Origin of the sequence: Rhodococcus sp. 05-2255-3B1, assembly GCF_002258545.1 — a bacterium.
In the GTDB taxonomy this organism is placed as follows: Bacteria; Actinomycetota; Actinomycetes; order Mycobacteriales; family Mycobacteriaceae; genus Rhodococcoides.
Genome location: NZ_NOZC01000023.1, coordinates 41,173 through 57,350 on the forward strand (window position 1 = coordinate 41,173; position 16,178 = coordinate 57,350).

At 65.2% G+C, this 16,178-nt stretch carries 21 protein-coding genes and 1 tRNA gene; 3 read left to right on the forward strand and 19 right to left on the reverse strand.

Features of this window, described 5'->3' with window-relative positions:
* Window positions 1-106: 106 nt before the first annotated feature.
* From CH249_RS14220 to CH249_RS28765, 11 genes are all read right to left on the reverse strand, one after another.
* Window positions 107-1,543, reverse strand: coding sequence for a ParB/RepB/Spo0J family partition protein (locus CH249_RS14220; RefSeq protein ID WP_179273117.1), 1,437 nt, complete (start codon window positions 1,541-1,543; stop codon window positions 107-109).
* A gap of 33 nt (window positions 1,544-1,576) precedes the next feature.
* A complete protein-coding gene (locus CH249_RS14225) occupies window positions 1,577-1,828 on the reverse strand; it encodes a hypothetical protein (protein WP_143544472.1) in 252 nt (83 codons plus the stop codon).
* Between the two features lie 76 nt (window positions 1,829-1,904).
* A complete protein-coding gene (locus CH249_RS14230) occupies window positions 1,905-2,303 on the reverse strand; it encodes a hypothetical protein (protein WP_094682359.1) in 399 nt (132 codons plus the stop codon).
* On the reverse strand, window positions 2,300-3,052 hold the full coding sequence (locus tag CH249_RS27605; protein WP_143544474.1) for a hypothetical protein: 753 nt from the start codon (window positions 3,050-3,052) through the stop codon (window positions 2,300-2,302). The genes CH249_RS14230 and CH249_RS27605 overlap by 4 nt, the downstream gene beginning before the upstream one ends.
* A 225-nt stretch (window positions 3,053-3,277) precedes the next feature.
* Window positions 3,278-3,520: a hypothetical protein gene (locus CH249_RS14245; protein WP_094682356.1), complete on the reverse strand. Its 243-nt coding sequence runs from the start codon at window positions 3,518-3,520 to the stop codon at window positions 3,278-3,280.
* 1 nt (window position 3,521) lies between these two features.
* Complete coding sequence (locus CH249_RS14250) at window positions 3,522-3,758, reverse strand: hypothetical protein (RefSeq protein ID WP_094682355.1); 237 nt, start codon at window positions 3,756-3,758, stop codon at window positions 3,522-3,524.
* Window positions 3,751-4,086, reverse strand: coding sequence for a hypothetical protein (locus CH249_RS14255; RefSeq protein ID WP_094682354.1), 336 nt, complete (start codon window positions 4,084-4,086; stop codon window positions 3,751-3,753). The genes CH249_RS14250 and CH249_RS14255 overlap by 8 nt, the downstream gene beginning before the upstream one ends.
* A gap of 114 nt (window positions 4,087-4,200) precedes the next feature.
* A complete protein-coding gene (locus CH249_RS14260; protein ID WP_094681902.1) occupies window positions 4,201-4,806 on the reverse strand; it encodes a hypothetical protein in 606 nt (201 codons plus the stop codon).
* Complete coding sequence (locus CH249_RS14265; RefSeq protein WP_143544475.1) at window positions 4,803-5,093, reverse strand: hypothetical protein; 291 nt, start codon at window positions 5,091-5,093, stop codon at window positions 4,803-4,805. The genes CH249_RS14260 and CH249_RS14265 overlap by 4 nt, the downstream gene beginning before the upstream one ends.
* Window positions 5,090-5,230, reverse strand: coding sequence for a hypothetical protein (locus tag CH249_RS27945; RefSeq protein ID WP_179273116.1), 141 nt, complete (start codon window positions 5,228-5,230; stop codon window positions 5,090-5,092). The genes CH249_RS14265 and CH249_RS27945 overlap by 4 nt, the downstream gene beginning before the upstream one ends.
* Window positions 5,227-5,439, reverse strand: a complete 213-nt coding sequence (locus tag CH249_RS28765) for a helix-turn-helix domain-containing protein (RefSeq protein WP_373453501.1) — start codon at window positions 5,437-5,439, stop codon at window positions 5,227-5,229. Before CH249_RS28765 ends, CH249_RS27945 begins: the two co-directional genes overlap by 4 nt.
* A 368-nt stretch (window positions 5,440-5,807) precedes the next feature.
* Between CH249_RS28765 and CH249_RS28770 the strand changes: the two genes are divergently transcribed.
* Window positions 5,808-6,086: a helix-turn-helix domain-containing protein gene (locus tag CH249_RS28770; RefSeq protein WP_373454423.1), complete on the forward strand. Its 279-nt coding sequence runs from the start codon at window positions 5,808-5,810 to the stop codon at window positions 6,084-6,086.
* On the opposite strand, the gene CH249_RS14285 is transcribed toward CH249_RS28770, so the two are convergent.
* A tRNA-Asn gene (locus tag CH249_RS14285) sits at window positions 6,048-6,120 on the reverse strand. The two genes, CH249_RS28770 and CH249_RS14285, sit on opposite strands and share 39 nt — an antisense overlap.
* 160 nt (window positions 6,121-6,280) lie before the next feature.
* Here CH249_RS14285 and CH249_RS14290 point away from each other — a divergent pair.
* A complete protein-coding gene (locus CH249_RS14290) occupies window positions 6,281-6,526 on the forward strand; it encodes a hypothetical protein (RefSeq protein ID WP_032394749.1) in 246 nt (81 codons plus the stop codon).
* Here the strand turns inward: CH249_RS14290 and dnaG are convergent.
* Genes dnaG through CH249_RS14325 form a run of 7 tightly spaced genes read right to left on the reverse strand, consistent with a single transcriptional unit; the run spans window position 6,523 to window position 14,030 of the window.
* A complete protein-coding gene (gene dnaG / locus CH249_RS14295; RefSeq protein WP_094681898.1) occupies window positions 6,523-8,439 on the reverse strand; it encodes a DNA primase in 1,917 nt (638 codons plus the stop codon). The genes CH249_RS14290 and dnaG overlap by 4 nt on opposite strands.
* A gap of 52 nt (window positions 8,440-8,491) precedes the next feature.
* On the reverse strand, window positions 8,492-9,766 hold the full coding sequence (locus tag CH249_RS14300; protein WP_094628773.1) for a deoxyguanosinetriphosphate triphosphohydrolase: 1,275 nt from the start codon (window positions 9,764-9,766) through the stop codon (window positions 8,492-8,494).
* A complete protein-coding gene (locus CH249_RS14305) occupies window positions 9,767-10,483 on the reverse strand; it encodes a YdcF family protein (RefSeq protein WP_094628771.1) in 717 nt (238 codons plus the stop codon).
* Between the two features lie 55 nt (window positions 10,484-10,538).
* Window positions 10,539-11,147, reverse strand: coding sequence for a response regulator transcription factor (locus tag CH249_RS14310; RefSeq protein ID WP_094681897.1), 609 nt, complete (start codon window positions 11,145-11,147; stop codon window positions 10,539-10,541).
* A gap of 12 nt (window positions 11,148-11,159) precedes the next feature.
* Entirely contained in the window at window positions 11,160-12,269 is a 1,110-nt protein-coding gene (locus CH249_RS14315) for a sensor histidine kinase (protein ID WP_094681904.1), read from the reverse strand.
* A gap of 46 nt (window positions 12,270-12,315) precedes the next feature.
* Window positions 12,316-13,119 carry an ABC transporter permease gene (locus CH249_RS14320; protein WP_094657784.1) on the reverse strand — a complete coding sequence of 268 codons (804 nt, stop codon included), beginning with the start codon at window positions 13,117-13,119 and terminating at the stop codon, window positions 12,316-12,318.
* Window positions 13,116-14,030: an ABC transporter ATP-binding protein gene (locus tag CH249_RS14325; RefSeq protein WP_094628765.1), complete on the reverse strand. Its 915-nt coding sequence runs from the start codon at window positions 14,028-14,030 to the stop codon at window positions 13,116-13,118. Before CH249_RS14325 ends, CH249_RS14320 begins: the two co-directional genes overlap by 4 nt.
* Window positions 14,031-14,251: 221 nt before the next feature.
* On the opposite strand from CH249_RS14325, the gene CH249_RS14330 reads away from it, so the two are divergent.
* A partial coding sequence (locus CH249_RS14330) for a YgcG family protein (protein WP_256988311.1) occupies window positions 14,252-16,178 on the forward strand: 1,927 nt, incomplete at its 3' end.

Here is a 16,178-nt window from a genome sequence, read left to right on the forward strand (position 1 = left end):
GGGCCGCTTCCTTGCCCGCGATGTAACGGTGGAGACCGACCTGTCGCTCCGGAGGGAGGGAGAGGAACCACTGCTGTGCGGCAGTGAGAGCGGCGGAGTCCACCTGCTACTCCTGTGCATCGGCCGCAGCCGCATCGCGAGCGGTCAGCAGACCCTGCTCGACGTCGGAGTACTCGTATCCGAAGACCTCGGTGAGGTCGTGGTGCCATGCGTCCAGCGCCGGGTAGGGCTTGCGTTCCCACTGAAAGCTTTTGAGGAGGCCGTCTTCTTGGAGGACGTTGTCGAGCAGGTACACGGAGACCGCCAACTGCGTCAGGCTCATCTTGTTGACGTGCCGTTCGATCTCGGCGTGGTCGTTCTCGTCGTCGTCTTTCGTCATGGGCGGCACGCCGAGCAGTTCCATCGCTGCGGACTTCGTGTATCCGGATCGGGTGGAGTGGTCCATCACGTACAGGCGTAGGCACCGGACAGCGAAGTCGGAGTTGCTTTCGGCGGCAGCCTTGGCGAGGAAACGGCGGCGCACGGTCGCCGCGGTCCGCAGGTCCTCTTCGAGCTTGGCCTTGCGCTCTCGCTCCTCCCGCGCCTGTGCCTGCGCCCCCGTCTCGACGGCGGGTTTGATCGGCTTGCCCGATGAGTCGGTGTCATCACCGCCGGAGCCGGGGAAGAACTGCTTGTACTTCCACACGTACCCGGATTCGACGTTCCGGTCGGTCAGAGCGACGCGCTCTGCACCGTCTGGAATCTCATCCTCGTTCTGGGCTTCGATCCAATCGAAGGTGACGACGGCGGGGTCGGTTTCCGCCGCATCGGTAGCGGCGTCGGCCTCCTCGTCGAGTGCGTCGTCGGTGGCCACACGAATCCCTTTGTCGGTCAGCTCCTTCACGATCTTCGCTTCGCGCTTGAGCCAGTCCCTGTCCTTGCGTGCCTGCTCGACGTTGAACGCGAAGTTCGGGGTACCGAGAAAGAGAGCGAGGCGGTCGTACACCGGCTGGTCGTCGGCGAACTCGGTGAGCGCGAGCGCATCCTCGATCGTCACCTGACGGGCGACGAGCCTGTCGCGCACCGACTGCGGCGCATTCGCCAGCTTGATGCGGTCCCTGATGGTCTTCTGCTTGTGACCGGTCTGCGAGGCAAGGGTCTTGAGGTTGACGTCGTCGAACTCGAGCAGCGACTGGTACGCGTTGCCCTCCTCCACGACGTTGAGGTCGGAGCGGTGCAGGTTCTCGGTCAGCATCACTTCGAGCTGTGCCCGGTCGTCGCCAGCGAGGTCGAACCGGACGATGCACGGCACCGTCTTCAGTACCGCTCGCTTCGCGGCCGCGTGACGGCGATGCCCGGCGATGAGCGTGTACTTCCCCTTCGCCTTCGCGGGAGTCACTATCAACGGTTCGAGGACGCCCTGGCCCTTGATGGATTCGGCGAGCTCGGTCACGTCACCGAGGTCGGTGCGAGGGTTTTTCGGGTGCGGGACGATCGCGGTAGGTCGTAGGTGTTCGAGGATGGTCTCGCGGACCTCGGTGGTGTCGGTCTGTGTGGTGGTCATCGTGTGCGCTCCTGGCATGTTGCGGACGGGTGGTCAGGTTCTGTTCGGCAGATCGAGTTGGACGTGAGCGGGGCGGGGGTTGTACGGCTTACGGGCGGTGCAGATCTCGGAGTGGCGAATCCACAGGCGCTCCCCGTCGGCGCGGGCGGCGTCGAGGTCGGAGCCTTTGAGGACTTCCGCGTACACGGCGCGGCCGTTGATCGGTCCGGAGAAGTGCTTGCGGACGGTGCCGAGTTCCGGGTCCGGTGAGATGTCCACCGGTATCCATCGGTCCTCCCGCGACATCGACTTGCACCAATGCACCGGTGCGTGACAGTCCTTGCATTCGCTCGCCACAGCCCGCGTTCCTCCTTCCTCTCGTTCAGCCGGTCCGTGCACGAGCGCCGACGAGCACTCGGTGGCGACGGACGGTGGCCCGGGTCTGCGCCATCACCGGTGCACACTCGGGGCACATTCCGTGGCGTGCCGATTCAGTTGTCACAGCGGTGATCTCGTCGCACAGAAGGCACGGAATGCGGTCCGCTCCTGCTGCCTCAGGGACGTCTGGGGCAGGGTGTACAGATTCGAGGCCGAGGTGCTCGCGGATCCGGACGACCGTGTAGTCCGTCCACTTCGTATGCTCGGCAATCTCGCGGTCGGTCATGCAGCGGCCGACGAGTGTGGACACCAATACGCGGCGGTCGTACGGCGACAGCGCTTCACCGGGGAGATGTCCGGCGAGTGCCTGCTCGAATCGTTCCGGATGGTCGAGGCGCTTCACAGCGACACCACCACGGCGTAGCCGGACTGGAACTCGATCGCCGGAATGCACTGGTACTTGCCGGCCGCATCGCGGACCACATAGTCACCCGGCACCGCGAACATCGACGGCTCGTCGAGAGGCTCGATGTAGAACCGGTCACCACGCTTGGCGACGTTCTCGTCCAAGACGAACTTCAGCATGTCGACGAAGTTGTCGCCGGTCCACACGATTGCGTCGACCTGCTTCGGCACCTGCTGATATCGGCGATGTGTTCTGCTGGGTCGAGCACCCATCCGAGAGAGGGGAACAATCCCATGCGGTATGCCCGACTGTTCATCGGTAACGACGGAAACAGACTCGACGCCAAGCCTCACATCGTCGCCAGTCTGATCAAGGCCCTCGACGCCACCGCCCGCCTGGCCGGTCACGCCGCCCTTGTTTCCGAGCTTTCGGGCGAAGACGGCGTAAGCACACGCTTCGCCCTCTACATCCCCGGCGAAGATGGCTTCTCGGTCCTCCGCGCTGATTACCAGGGGGAAGACAGTGCCCTCGACACCGACTACCTCCAACGCGCGGTTCAATGCGCCATACACCTCGGAGGGTGGATCGTTCTCGACGCGCGCGACGAAGTGGTAACTGACATTGTCGAGGCCAAAAAGGTCAAAGCGCGTGCCATCGACCTCTATCGAGAACGCCACCCGGGCATCTGATGTCCGGCACGGCGCGGTGAAGTACTCGAACGTTGATCTATCGGTCAGGAACGGCATCACGCACCACCGACCAGCGGGTAGAGCGACGCGGCGACCAGCAACGCCACCAGCACGACGATGAACACCATGTAGACGCGGAGTCGGCAGCGAACCGACGGTGGCAGGTCATCGTTCACGAGACGTACCACCCAGCTGCGATCACGAGTGTGCAGATCAGCCGCATCGCGAGGTAGCCGCAAACAGCGGCGGCTGCGATCAGGACGTAGGCAATGCGTTCAGCGGTCATGACGCCATCACCTCGACCGATGCCAGCCACAAGTACAGGGCGTCGCGGACGTGCTTCGGGAGTGCGTCGGCGGTGACCTCGCTGATCGGTGTGTCACTGCTGCCCTGCGGTGATTGCTCGACGACCGCCTTGCCGAGTGGCGACTTCTTGTCGACAGCATCGACCTGTATGAAGTACCGCTCGTTGACCAGGCCACGCTTCGCGTTGACCTCGGACACGATCACTTTCATGTCGGACATGTCATGCCTCCGCTACGTTTTCGAGGACACCCTCGAGCAGGCTGAGTTGGTATGCGATGTGGGTGATGAGCTTGTGTTGATCACGGTCGACGTCGGTGTCGGCGAGCTGGTCGACGGCGGACTTCGCTGCCCGGCGGATCAGTTCGGCGTTGTCGATCAGCTGCGCGCGCTTCGCCTCGCGAGCCATTCGGACTGCGCGGCGGCCGTTGATGACGCCGACGCACGCGGTGTCAGCCATGTGCCACCGCCGGGGCTGCGACCGGTGGCCCGGTGATCTCCGAGCGCGGCGGGAGGTACGCGACGCGGAGCTTGTCGCCGGGTTTCATCCACCGGTCGTTGACGGCCTGCCACAGGTGCAGTCCGTCGACCTCACCGCGGTAGACGACTCGGCAGGGGTACACCGTGTAGACGGTCTTGCCGGCGTCGTTGATGTGCGGGACGAGGAGCTCGACACCGTGTGGCCGGTCAGTCGGGGTCGCTGCGGCCGGGATGTACCGGTCGTAGGCGAGCTGCGCGGCGAATGCAGGGCCGGACAGATCGTCGGGGGTATTGTTGCTGGTGCTCATCAGGATTCACTCGATTCTTCTGGTGAGTAGACGGGCCTCGCGGGCAATGCGGGGCCCGTTACTTGTCGGTCGAGGTAGGTGGATACCGGTGGTGGCGGCGACCCGGGGGGCCGGTCAGCCGCCACCACCGGGGCCTGAACCGTCAGGGGCCGCAGTGGGATTCAGCGCGCCACCGTGACGGTCAGACAGCCCGGCAGGTTTCCCCGACGGGCGGCTCTTGAGATGCTGGCCAGGCTTCGGAACATCCGGCTCCGTACGGAGCGCATCGTTTCCCGTGAGGTGTTGGAATTGCTCGGCCACTTTGTTGACATAGACCGTGACCGTTTCGGCGGGACTGCGCGTCATCAGCGTTTCGACGTTCGCCTCGATATCACCGTGCGAGATGTAGGGAGACGGATCTGCTGCGACGGTGAGCACCTCACGTAAGGCGCGCCTCAACCGCTCCAGCCGTCTGTTCAGTTCTGCGGCAACGGCATCGATCCGATCAGCACCCTCGGCAAGCATGCCAACTCGATCGACGTAGTCCAGGTCCTCGATCGCACGGATCGCATCCCGCATCCACAGCGTCGCCAGGCGGGCCGCGTCCCGAACGTCCTGCGCACGCTGACGCTCGTTGTCTTTCTGCTCGCGAACATCGACACCAGGTAACCCGCCCTTGTCGAACCGACGTTTCTCCGGGGACAACAGGAACCGTTGCCGCTGAACGGGATTGATCGTCATGACTGACCTCCCTCGACTCGGACCCTGAACTGGTCGTTCCTGACAATCTCGCTCAGGCTTCGCAGCAGGTCCTGGTACTTCTCAAGACCGCGCTGTGACAAGTGCGCGTGACCGTCGCCGAGTAGGAGCTCAACGGTTCCGTCCTCAGATATCACCAGCCCAACCTCAGCGTGCGGCGCGCTGCGAGGCGAGAACCAAACAACCTTCTCGGCCCCGGCGATCACCAGCGTGCGATCGGGATGTTGGATGGTCACCGATGTCGAGTCGGGATCTGCGGGCGCGGTCACAGCCAGCTCCGCAAAGCAGCGCCCGCGAGCATGAACGCCCACAGAATCAGCACCCACGACGCCGATCCGACCACGCAGATCGCCAGCAGCCACAGCGCGAGACTGCGCGGAGATCGGTTGCGCTGCAAAGCAATCATGGGTTTCCTCGACTTCCAGAAGTGGTAGCGGTACGCGCCCGCCGGCGGTCACGTTTCGACTTGAACGCCTCGATGTCGCGGCGGCGAAACATGAACGCCCCGCGGTTTCCCGGGGCCTTCACGGCGGGGATCAGTGAGCCTCGAGCAACCATCCGGGAAACTGCCGACGGGGTTACTTCGAGGAACTGACACACATCCGTGGTCGGCATGAACTCCTCGGCTGATGTCACGTTGTGACATTCTCACGCATAACGACATATGTCAACGTTGTGACTAATATCGCCTAGTCAGCGCTTATGCCCGCACTTGCGGCTCGCACAACCTTGTGACACGATTCTCGGCATGGCAGACAAGTCGGGGGACCATCTCCTGAATCACGGACCGCTCAACAGCGCAACAAAGCGCGAGTCGAGCAGGGAGACACGGCGGGCTCAGGCCCGCGCGGACCGCATGAAGAAGCGCGCGCTTGGGCGCGACGAGCAGTTCCAGAATGATTTTCAGCCGAAGGGTCGGAGGCTCCGCGATGACAACAAGTAACGACTTTCAGAACGATGGGGTAATCGACCCGCAGTTCGATATGTCCGACCGGTTGAAGAAGGCCTTGGCGCATAGCGACGTCAGCGTCACAGAGATGGCCGACTACCTCGGGGTCACGCGCGAAACGATCAGCCGCTGGATCAACGGCCGAACGAAAATCGGGAAGGCACCCTTGCGGCTGTGGGCCTTGCGTACGGGTGTGCGGCTCGCATGGATCGAACACGGGACGGCGGTAGCAGAAAGCCCCCGCCCGGATGGAGATCCGAACGGGGGCTCATCGCTCCCCCACCTGGACTCGAACCAGGAACCCTTCGATTAACAGTCGAATGCTCTGCCAATTGAGCTATGGGGGATTACCTCGCGGCGTCACACTCTCGTGCGAGCCGTTGGAAACAATAGCGCACACCCCCTTGCTACTACCAAATCGGGTTCTGCCGAGTACCAAATCGCCCTGCTCGAGGTTCGTCGGGCAAGATGGAAGAACAGCCGCACGCCCTATGGGAGGACCTACTGATGATTCGTTTGGTACTGGCGGCCGGAGCTGCTTACGTACTCGGTGCCAAGGCGGGACGTGGCCGGTACGAGCAGATTCGCAAGACGGCGAGCGCCGTCGCGTCGAGCCCGGCCACCAAGAAGGCGATCGAGGTCGGCCGTCAGAAGCTGTCCGATTCCCTGAACACCCAGCCACGACTGGAACCGATGAAGCCGATCGACGACGAGACCCAGGTCTTCGTTCCCCGCGATCAGCTGCGGCGCTAACCGACCTCGGCCACACTCCCGACGGCGAGCTCGAGCAGACTGCGGCGGTACTGCTCGAGGGCGATGAGGTCGCCGAACAGCGCGTTGTAGTCGTCGGGCTTCTCCACCGGCGACATGCGCTGCAGTTTCGATTTGAGTTCCGCCACCTGTTGGCCGACCCATACCTCCTGGAGTCGTGCGAGCACGCCCGAGATGTAGCGGGTGAGGGCGTCGTCGGCCACGCGCATCGGGTCGACGGCGAGCTCGGTGACCAACGACACGACAACGGCGTCCTTGGCCTGTTTGGCCACGGCGTCGACCCACTCCCCTCCGCCCAGCCCGGCAGCGGTGCCGCCGGCAGCGGCCACTGCGTCGCGCACAGCCGCGTACGCCGGGTGATGGAAGCTTTCCGGCGGGAGCGAATCGAACACCGTTCCTGCCATCGCGGGCATCTGCAATACCGCCTTGAGCGCTTCCCGTTGCGGCCACAGGGACGGATCGGTGGGATTGGGGCGCGGCGGCCCGGCGGGGGCTTCGGCGGGCGCTGCCTGACGCTTCTCGAACGGCACGCGTTTTCCACTCGAGTCGCCTCGGGCACCCTTCTTCGCCTCGTCGCGCACGCGGGCGAGCACCATCGCGGTGTCGTCCCACCCGGTCCAGCCGGCGAGCTGCCGCGCGTACTCGTCCCGCAGCGACGCATCCTTGATGCGGGCGACCACGGGGACGGTTCGCTTCAATGCTTCGACGCGCCCCTCAGGCGTATCGAGATCATGTTCTCGCAGCAGCGATTTGACGACGAAAGCGAACATCGGGGTGCGCCTGGCCACGAGATCGCGAACGGCGTTGTCGCCGGATTTCAGGCGCAGATCGCACGGGTCCATTCCGTCCGGCGCGACGGCGACGAACGTCTGACCGGCGATCTTCTGATCACCCTCGAATGCCTTCATCGCGGCGGCCTGGCCGGCCTCGTCGCCGTCGAAGGTGTAGATCACTTCGCCGCGAAAGTAGCTGTCGTCCATCATCAATCGACGCAGCATCGCCAGGTGATCCTCGCCGAATGCGGTTCCGCAGGACGCCACCGCAGTCTTGACGCCTGCCAGGTGCATCGCCATCACGTCGGTGTAGCCCTCGACGATGACGGCCTGATGCGATTTCGCGATCTCCTTGCGCGCCAGATCGAGGCCGAACAACACCTGAGACTTCTTGTACAGCATCGTTTCCGGGGTGTTGATGTACTTACCCGGCATAGTGTCGTCGTCGAACAGCTTGCGCGCGCCGAAGCCGATGACGTCGCCGCTCTGACTGCGAATGGGCCACACCAGCCGACGCCGGAAGCGATCGATCGGCGTCCCCCGCTTACCGGGTGTCGCCAGCCCCGCGTCGACTATTTCCTTGGCCTCGAAGCCCTTGCCCAGCAGGTGTTTGGTGAGGGTGTCCCAGCCGTCGGGCGCGTATCCGCAGCCGTAGGCCAGGGCGGCGTGGCCGTCGAAGTTGCGTTCGGTGAGGTAGTCCCGCGCGGTCTGGGCGTCGGGACCTCCGAGCCTGCCCGCGTAGAACTCCTGCGCGGCAGCGTTCGCGGCGATCAGGCGTGCTCGGGTGCCGCGGTCACGTTGAACCGACGGCCCTCCGCCCTCGTAGGAGATCGAGTAGTTCAACCGATCGGCCAATTGCTCGACGGCCTCGACGAAGGAGATGTGCTCGATCTTCTGAAGGAAGGAGTAGGCGTCACCGCCCTCGCCGCAGCCGAAGCAGTGATAGTGACCGTGGTTGGGTCGGACATGGAACGACGGAGATTTCTCGTCGTGGAAGGGGCACAACCCCTTCATGGAGTCGCCGCCCGCGCGCTTGAGAGAGACGTAGTCGCCGACTATGTCTTCGATCCGTGTGCGTTCGCGAATGGCGGCGATGTCGCGTTCAGGAATTCGGCCGGCCACGAAGGGCAGTCTAGTCCCGATCCGGACCTACCCACATTCGGTCGCGGAGCGGTCAGCCCCAGCTGGCCTGAGCTCCGAGCGAACGCTTGTCGATCAGTTCGAGTCGGCTCTCGGTGTACGACGCGATCTGGTCGACGACCACTCGGGTCCGTTCGGCATCGCTGTCGGCCCGCTGCCAGGCGGGCACCAGGATGGGGTCCAGCTCGCCCGGAGCCGAGCGCATCAACCACTCGGCGACGCGGTGGATGCGATCGCGCTGACGCTCCTGGCGGATCTTGTGTCCGGCGTCGGACATCACGTACCGCAGGGCCATGGTCTTGAGCAGCGCAACCTCCGAGCCGACGATCGACGGCACCACGAGATCGGCGTCGTAGCGACTCAACGGCGCGGTGCCGTACTTCTCGTGCGTGCCCTCGATGGCGGCGGTGGCGAAGCGGCCGACGAGTTCACTGGTCATGTGCTTGAGCGCCACCGATGCGGCGAGAGTTCCGTCGTAGCGTCCGACCGCGACCACGACGGGCATCCTCGACAGGCGATCCGCGGCCTCGATCAGTTCGTCGACATCGAGTCCGCGAAATTCGGAGACGCCGAGTTCTGCGAGGGCGCGTCGCTCGATCGGATCGGACAGCGCCCGCAGGTCGATTCGAGCGTCGATCACACCGTCCTCGACGTCGTGCACCGAGTACGCCACGTCGTCGGACCAGTCCATGCTCTGCGCTTCGAGGCACTTGTGTTTGTCCGGGGCACCGTCACGCACCCAACCCAGAATGGCGGAGTCGTCGTCGTAGGCACCGAATTTCGCGCCCGGGGCTGGTCGGATCCAGGGGTACTTGGTGGCGGCATCGAGCGAGGCTCGGGTCAGGTTGAGCCCGACGCTGCGACCGTCGGCATCGAGGATCTTCGGCTCGAGTCCGGTGAGAATGCGCAGGTTCTGCGCGTTGCCCTCGAACCCACCGCAATCCTGGGCCACTTCGTCGAGGGCGCGTTCGCCGTTGTGCCCGTACGGCGGGTGGCCGATGTCGTGCGCCAGCCCGGCCAGGTCCACCAGATCGGGATCGCTGCCGAGTCCTTCGGCGATGCTGCGGCCGATCTGGGCAACTTCGAGCGAGTGCGTCAACCGCGTGCGTGGGGTGTCTCCGTCTCGCGGTCCGGTGACCTGGGTCTTGTCGGCGAGCCTGCGCAGTGCGGCGCAGTGCAACACGCGCGCTCGATCGCGCGCGAAGGCGCTTCGGTGCGAGGCGTTGTCTGCCCCGGCCCGCAGTCCCGCGGTCTTGGGCGGTTCGGGGACGAATCGTTCGACGTCGTGGGCCGAGTACGTGCCGGTCATCTACTGGCCTGCCGTGTAGGAGAAGTCCGCGGTGAAGTGGGTCAGCTGATACCACAGCAGAGCGCCTGTCTCCCTGGCGATTCCGTGCGCCTGGGATTCTCTGGTGTAGACAGCCGGACCGGTGCGCGTCGGCGAGGTCCAGGCGTCCAGGCCCGCGTCGCGCGCCATGGTTCGGGTGCGAAGTGAATGCCACGGATCGCTGACCAACACCACCGACGACTTGCCCTGCTCGCGCAGGGTGTTGCTCACGGCCTCGATGCTCTCCAGTGTGTCCGAGCCGGTCTCGACGGCAACGATGGCGTCGGCGGGAACGCCCTGATCGATCAGATAGTTGCGGCCCGATGCGGCCTCGGTGAACAGGTCCCCCTCCTGCTTGCCACCGACGGTGACGATCTCGGGGGCTATACCCTGCTCGTACAGCGACGCGGCCTGGGACAGTCGTGCCTCGAACACCGTCGAGGGGGTGCCGCTGTACTGCGCGGCACCGAGCACCACGATGGCGTCCGCCTTGGAATAGTCGTCGATGCGCGCTACCTGCCACACCCGCACTGCTGTTCCCGCGACCAGCACCAGCGACATCAGCACCACTCCCGCGACGAGCCGACCGGTCCAGCGTCCGAGCGTTCCGAAGAAGCCCAGGCGCTCGGGACCGGGGTCCGGGGCATACCGATCGTCGTACGGATCTCCGTACGAATCTCGGTCGAGAGTTGAATTCACCCCTCGAGTTTGCCAGGCCTGCTCGTCGGCGTGGTCACGGCGCGCCCCGAACGACCTACAGCCACCCTCTGTCCTCGGCCACCCGTACCGCCTCGGCCCGGGTAGTGGTGCCGGTCTTACCGATGGCCGACGACAGATGATTGCGTACTGTGCCCTCCGAGAGGTGGACCTGAGCAGCGATGGATCCCGCCGTCCCGCCCTTGGCGGCCGCCCGGAGAACCTCCTGCTCTCGGGCCGTCAGTGGAGAGACGCCGTCGGTGAGGGTTTCGGTCGCCAGCGTCGGATCGACCACGCGAAGCCCCATGTGCACGCGCCGAACGGCGTCGGCCAACTGCTTGGCTGGGGTGTCCTTGACCACGAAACCCGACGCACCCGCATCGATCGCGCGCCGCAGGTAGCCGGGTCGCCCGAATGTGGTGACGATCAGCACTCTCGACTCCGGTGCGATCAGGGCCAGTTCGGCGGTGACCTCGATACCGTTCTTGCCGGGCATCTCCATGTCGAGCAGGACGACGTCGGGTCGATGTTCGAGAACGGCAGCGGCGACCTCGTCCCCGCGTCCCACCTCGGCGACGACGTCGAGATCCTGTTCGAGCCCCAGCAGAGCTGCCAGCGCTCCCCGCACCAGGGCTTGGTCGTCCGCCAGCAGGAGTGTGATGGTCATTGCGCCTGCGTCCTATTCACCGTGTACCTCCACCCTGAAACCACCGGTCGGCACCCGGGCGATCGTCAGTGCACCACCCGCGGTGGCCACTCGTTCTCCCAGACCCCGCAGACCGTTGCCGCCGGAATCCTTGTCTGCCGGTCCCACTCCGTCGTCGACGATGGAGATGGTCGACGCCGTCAGCGTCACTCGGCAATGTCGTGCGCTCGAGTGGCGGACCACATTGGTCACCGCCTCCCGGATCACCCAACCGAACAGTTCTCGATGTCGCAGTGGCACCACGTCGGCGTCATCGGGAAGATCGGCATCGATTCCCGCAGCGGTCAATGCGGTTCGTGCACTGGCCAACTCGGATCCGATGTCGACCTGTCGCATGCGCCCGACGGTGCTGCGCACATCGGCAAGTGCTTGCCGGGCAAGGGTTTCCAGTTCGGCGATCTCGACGGCCGCTCGGGCGGGGTCGATCTCGATGAGCCTGCCGGCCAGTTCGCTCTTGACGGTGATGACGGTCAGGGAATGACCGAGGATGTCGTGCACGTCCCGGCTCATGCGCTCGCGTTCGGCCACGATGGCCAGGTCTGCCAATTGTTGCCTGGCCACGGCCAATTCGTGATTGCGCTGGAAGACCTGAGTGATTCCCCATGCCGCGGCCGCGCTGATCAGCAGCTGGAAGGCGAAGAAGTTGTCGGGCTCCCAGGAATCGACGAAACGTGGAGCCGCTTCGACGGTCACCACCATCGCCGCCACCAACGCCCAGGCCTGCCGGACCGGCAGGGTCATCATCGCCAGCACCGCTATGTAGACGGTCGCGCCGAAACCGGTGGTACCGACCAAGGCACTCATCGCGAAAGTCAGGGCCACCATCACCCCGAGCGCGATCCATGCCTGCGACCTCGGCAGTGGATGTCCTCGGCGGTGTCCGTTGCGGAAACGCCAGAAGGTGGATGTGAACACGACACCGAAGCCGAGAATCACGACGATCCCGAAGACCCGGTCCGGCACGGATTCCAGAGACAGAATCTCGTTCAACGGATAGATCAGATAGATGAGCCAGATGGCTCCGAACATCCAGCCGTACCGCCAGACCCGGCCCTCGGGGAGATCGGCGGTCAACGTGGTCATGTCGCCCACGGTATCCCTGTGGGCGACACGATCAGTGGTTTCGGTCTCAGGCACGCTTGGTGTCTCTCCGGAACAGCATCGCCGCGCCTGTGACGAAGATTGTCGCCCACACCACCAGATTGATCACGGCGACCAGCAACGTTCCGGTTTCGGTCCCGGCGAACGCGGCCCGGGACACGGTAGCCAAGCCGTAGAGCGGGGTGAACTGGGCCAACATCGGGAACCAGCCGCTGTCACCGAGGGGAACGAAGAGTCCGCCTGCCAGCGCCAGGAACGCGAGCACGGGTCCGAGGATCTGCATCACGTTCTCCGAGGGCAGCAGGTAGCCCATGAACAGTCCGAACGCGGCGAACACCGCCGAGCCGATCCAGCCGATCAGGCCGCTGACGATCCACACCCAGATCGGCATGTCCGCCCCGAGGAACTTCGCGACGACGAACACCACCACGATCGAGGCCGCGCCCATCGTCATGGCCACGAGCACCTTGGTGACGATGTAGGCGACGGGCCTGAGCGGCGTCAGGCGAAGCTGTCGGCTCCACCCCTGTGCCCGCTCGACCGATACCATCGCTCCCCCGCTGGTCGTTGCCAGCATCGCTCCGTAGACGGCCATGCTGATGGCGATGTAACCGGTGACGTTGCCGTGCGCAAAGGGATAGTCGGTGCGGTAGTCCGACTGCGTGCCGAAGATGACGAAGAACACCGGCGGCATGACCAACGTGAAGATCAGCGTGCGCTTGTTTCGGAACAGTCTGCGGATTTCGAGTCCGAGAAACGTGGTCGAGAATCCGCCCCAGGCAACGGCTCTGCCGGATGTGCGGGTGGTTGTGGACTGCGTGGTCGTGGTCATCGGATGCTCCCGGCGAGGTTGTTTTCGGAGTCGGTGGTCAGGGCGAGGAATGCGTCCTCGAGGTTGCGCGAGACGATTTCGAGATCGGTCGCGTGTGCGTCGTTGAGCAGGTACCGGGCCACCGCGTCGGAGTCGCGTCCGTGGACGATCACCCGGTCGCCACGTGTGTCGACGCGGTCCACTCCCGGCAGAGCCAGCAACACCGACTGGTCGACGCCGGGCAGTGTGGCGGTGACGGTGCGCCCTGCCGCCAGGTTCTTCACCTCGGCGGCGCTGCCGTCGGCGACGATCTTGCCGTGCCGCACCAGAACGATGCGGTCCGCGTACGCGTCGGCCTCGTCGAGGTAGTGCGTTGCGAACAGCACCGTTCGGCCGGTGCTGGCGTCCTGGCGAATGGCGTTCCAGAAGTCGCGACGTCCTTCGACGTCCATTCCGGTGGTCGGCTCGTCGAGCACCAGCAGGTCCGGATCGGGTAGCAGTGCCAGCGCGAATCGCAGTCGCTGCTGCTGTCCCCCGGAGCATTTGGCCACTCGCCGATCTCCGATGTCGGCGATGCCGGCCCGGGTGAGGACTTCCTTCACCGACCGTGTGCGGGCGAACAGTGCCGACGTCAGCTCGACGGTTTCTCGGACGGTCAGGTCGCGAAGCAGACCGCCGGTCTGCATGACGGCCGAGATGCGGCCCTGGGCGATCGCGTCGGCGGGTGTTCCCCCGAACACCGACACCGACCCGGTGGTGGGTGTCGCCAGGCCGAGCATCATGTCGATGGTGGTCGTCTTTCCCGCTCCGTTCGGTCCGAGAAATGCGACGACCTCGCCCGGTTCGATGGACAGGCTGAGCCCGTCGACCGCCCGGACCGAGCCGTAGGTCTTGGTGACGTTTCGCAGTTCGACTGCCTTCGTTGTGGTCATGGGAATCACTCTGCTGCGATCGAGCAGCGTCGACCTCGTTCGAGCGTCACGATTACGAGGTGACAACTGTCATGCATCCACATCGACCTGCTCGATCTCCTCGCCGCCCAGCCGGTAGATTTCAGCGCATGGCAGTCCAGCACCGGCGGCACAGCAGCGCCACAGTCGTTCGAAAGTCAGACGCCCGAAGCTCGGTCCATCGATTTCGTCGTCTCGCCGCCGTGGGTGCCCTGACCCTGTTCGCGGCGGTCCTGCTCGCGCCGGGGGTCGCCTCAGCAGAGGCTCCGTCGCGCCTGCCCACGCAGATCACCGACAACGTCCAGGCACTCGACCCCGACTCGATGGCCGAGGTACAGACCTCCGTCGACGACCTCTACGGCAGCAGCCAGCTTCGGTTGTGGGTCACGTACGTCGCGGACTTCGACAACATGTCGGCGGCGAGCTGGGCCGAGCAGACTGCATCGAGGAGCGATCTCGGGCAGCGCGACGTTCTGCTCGCGGTGGCGACCGTGGACCGTTCGTACTACCTCGGTGTGAACACCGGACTGTCGCAGATCACCTCGTCCGAGCAGGAAGATATTCGGGTCAATGACGTCGAACCCGCACTGCGCGAAGAAGATTGGTCCGGTGCGGCCATCGCAGCAGCGGGTGCGCTCGGCGACGCGTATGCCTCGAGCGGCAGCGGCGGCTCGTCCGCACCCCTGCTGATCGGCGTCGGCGTACTGGCCGTGGCCGGTGGCGGAGCCGTCGTCTACTCGTCGCGGCGCAAGAAGGCCCGCGTCGCCGCCGAGGTCGAGGCCGTGGCGAAGATCGACCCGAGCGATCCGGCCGCACTGGCCGCCTTCCCCATAGACGTACTCGACACCCGTGCCAAGGAAATCCTGGTCGAGACCGACAATGCAGTACGCGCCAGCGAAGAGGAATTGAACCTCGCTCGTGGAGAGTTCGGAGATTCTGCGGCCGCACCCTTCATCGCCGCCCACGACAACGCCAAACGGGCCCTCGCGTCCGCCTTCGAGATCCGCCAACGCCTCGACGACGCCATTCCGGAAACTCCCGATCAGCGTCGCGCGATGCTCGTCGAGATCATCTCCTCCTGTGGCCAGGCCGATCGCGAACTCGATTCGCGGGTGGAGGAATTCGACGGGTTCCGCGATCTCGTGATGAACGCAGACGCCCACCTCGACGAGCTGACCCAGGCGGTCGTCGGCTTGACGGTGAGAATTCCGCAATCCGAGTCGGTTCTCGCGCAGCTGCATTCGGAATTCGCCGCCTCCGCCCTGGCCTCGATCGCAGACAACGTCACGATGGCCAAGGACCGAATGGCCCTGGCCGAGGACAACATCGAGGCCGGCCGCAAGGCGGCAGCACTCCCGCCCGGTAAGCAGGGACCTGCTGTGACCGCCATTCGAACGGCCGAACGAGCCGTCGATCAGGCCAAGACCCTGCTCGACGGCGTCGACCATGCGCGAGACGACATCCGGCATGCCATCGCCACCCTGCCCGACGCCATCGCGGACGTTCGCCGCGACATCGAGCAGGCGCGTGGTTTGGCCGAACACGGTGGGGCCGAACTGCAATCGGCCATGACGGCGGCGCAGGCGGCTCTGAAGAACGCCGAGACGGCGCAGTCCTCGGACCCTCTCGGCAGTTACACCGCGCTCGCGGCGGCCGACGCCGAACTCGAGAAGATCGTCGACGAGGCCTCGGCGGACAAGGCTGCCGAGGACCAACTGCGGGCCCGTCTGGATCGCGATATCGCGGCCGCTCAGGCGCAGATCACCGCGGCCGCGGACTACATCTCGACCCGCCGTGGCGGTGTGGGGGCCGACGCCAGAACGCGCCTGTCCGAGGCCGAACGCCACCTCGGCGCGGCTCGGCAGCTGGGCCAGGACAACCCCGACGAAGCCCTCAAGCATGCTCACGCTGCCAGCCAATTGGCCTCGCGCGCATCGCAGATCGCCCAGTCCGATGTCCAGAACTGGGAGAATCGTCACGGTCCTCGCGGCGGCGGCAGCGGCGGCGGCAACATCGCCGGCGCAGTGCTCGGCGGCATTCTGATCAACAGTGTTCTTCGCGGCGGCGGGGGTGGCGGAGGCTTCGGTGGCGGATTCGGCGGCGGCGGGGGCTTCGGCGGAGGCGGCGGAG

Bases quoted from the DNA above. Each gene is read 5' to 3' on its own strand.
- CH249_RS14220 (WP_179273117.1), bottom strand. From the start codon at position 1,543: ATGACCACCACACAGACCGACACCACCGAGGTCCGCGAGACCATCCTC.
- CH249_RS14225 (WP_143544472.1), bottom strand. From the start codon at position 1,828: ATGTCGCGGGAGGACCGATGGATACCGGTGGACATCTCACCGGACCCG.
- CH249_RS27605 (WP_143544474.1), bottom strand. From the start codon at position 3,052: ATGCCGTTCCTGACCGATAGATCAACGTTCGAGTACTTCACCGCGCCG.
- CH249_RS14245 (WP_094682356.1), bottom strand. From the start codon at position 3,520: ATGTCCGACATGAAAGTGATCGTGTCCGAGGTCAACGCGAAGCGTGGC.
- CH249_RS14250 (WP_094682355.1), bottom strand. From the start codon at position 3,758: ATGGCTGACACCGCGTGCGTCGGCGTCATCAACGGCCGCCGCGCAGTC.
- CH249_RS14255 (WP_094682354.1), bottom strand. From the start codon at position 4,086: ATGAGCACCAGCAACAATACCCCCGACGATCTGTCCGGCCCTGCATTC.
- CH249_RS14260 (WP_094681902.1), bottom strand. From the start codon at position 4,806: ATGACGATCAATCCCGTTCAGCGGCAACGGTTCCTGTTGTCCCCGGAG.
- CH249_RS27945 (WP_179273116.1), bottom strand. From the start codon at position 5,230: ATGATTGCTTTGCAGCGCAACCGATCTCCGCGCAGTCTCGCGCTGTGG.
- CH249_RS28765 (WP_373453501.1), bottom strand. From the start codon at position 5,439: ATGCCGACCACGGATGTGTGTCAGTTCCTCGAAGTAACCCCGTCGGCA.
- CH249_RS28770 (WP_373454423.1), top strand. From the start codon at position 5,808: ATGTCCGACCGGTTGAAGAAGGCCTTGGCGCATAGCGACGTCAGCGTC.
- CH249_RS14290 (WP_032394749.1), top strand. From the start codon at position 6,281: ATGATTCGTTTGGTACTGGCGGCCGGAGCTGCTTACGTACTCGGTGCC.
- CH249_RS14300 (WP_094628773.1), bottom strand. From the start codon at position 9,766: ATGACCGGCACGTACTCGGCCCACGACGTCGAACGATTCGTCCCCGAA.
- CH249_RS14310 (WP_094681897.1), bottom strand. From the start codon at position 11,147: ATGACCATCACACTCCTGCTGGCGGACGACCAAGCCCTGGTGCGGGGA.
- CH249_RS14315 (WP_094681904.1), bottom strand. From the start codon at position 12,269: ATGACCACGTTGACCGCCGATCTCCCCGAGGGCCGGGTCTGGCGGTAC.
- CH249_RS14320 (WP_094657784.1), bottom strand. From the start codon at position 13,119: ATGACCACGACCACGCAGTCCACAACCACCCGCACATCCGGCAGAGCC.
- CH249_RS14325 (WP_094628765.1), bottom strand. From the start codon at position 14,030: ATGACCACAACGAAGGCAGTCGAACTGCGAAACGTCACCAAGACCTAC.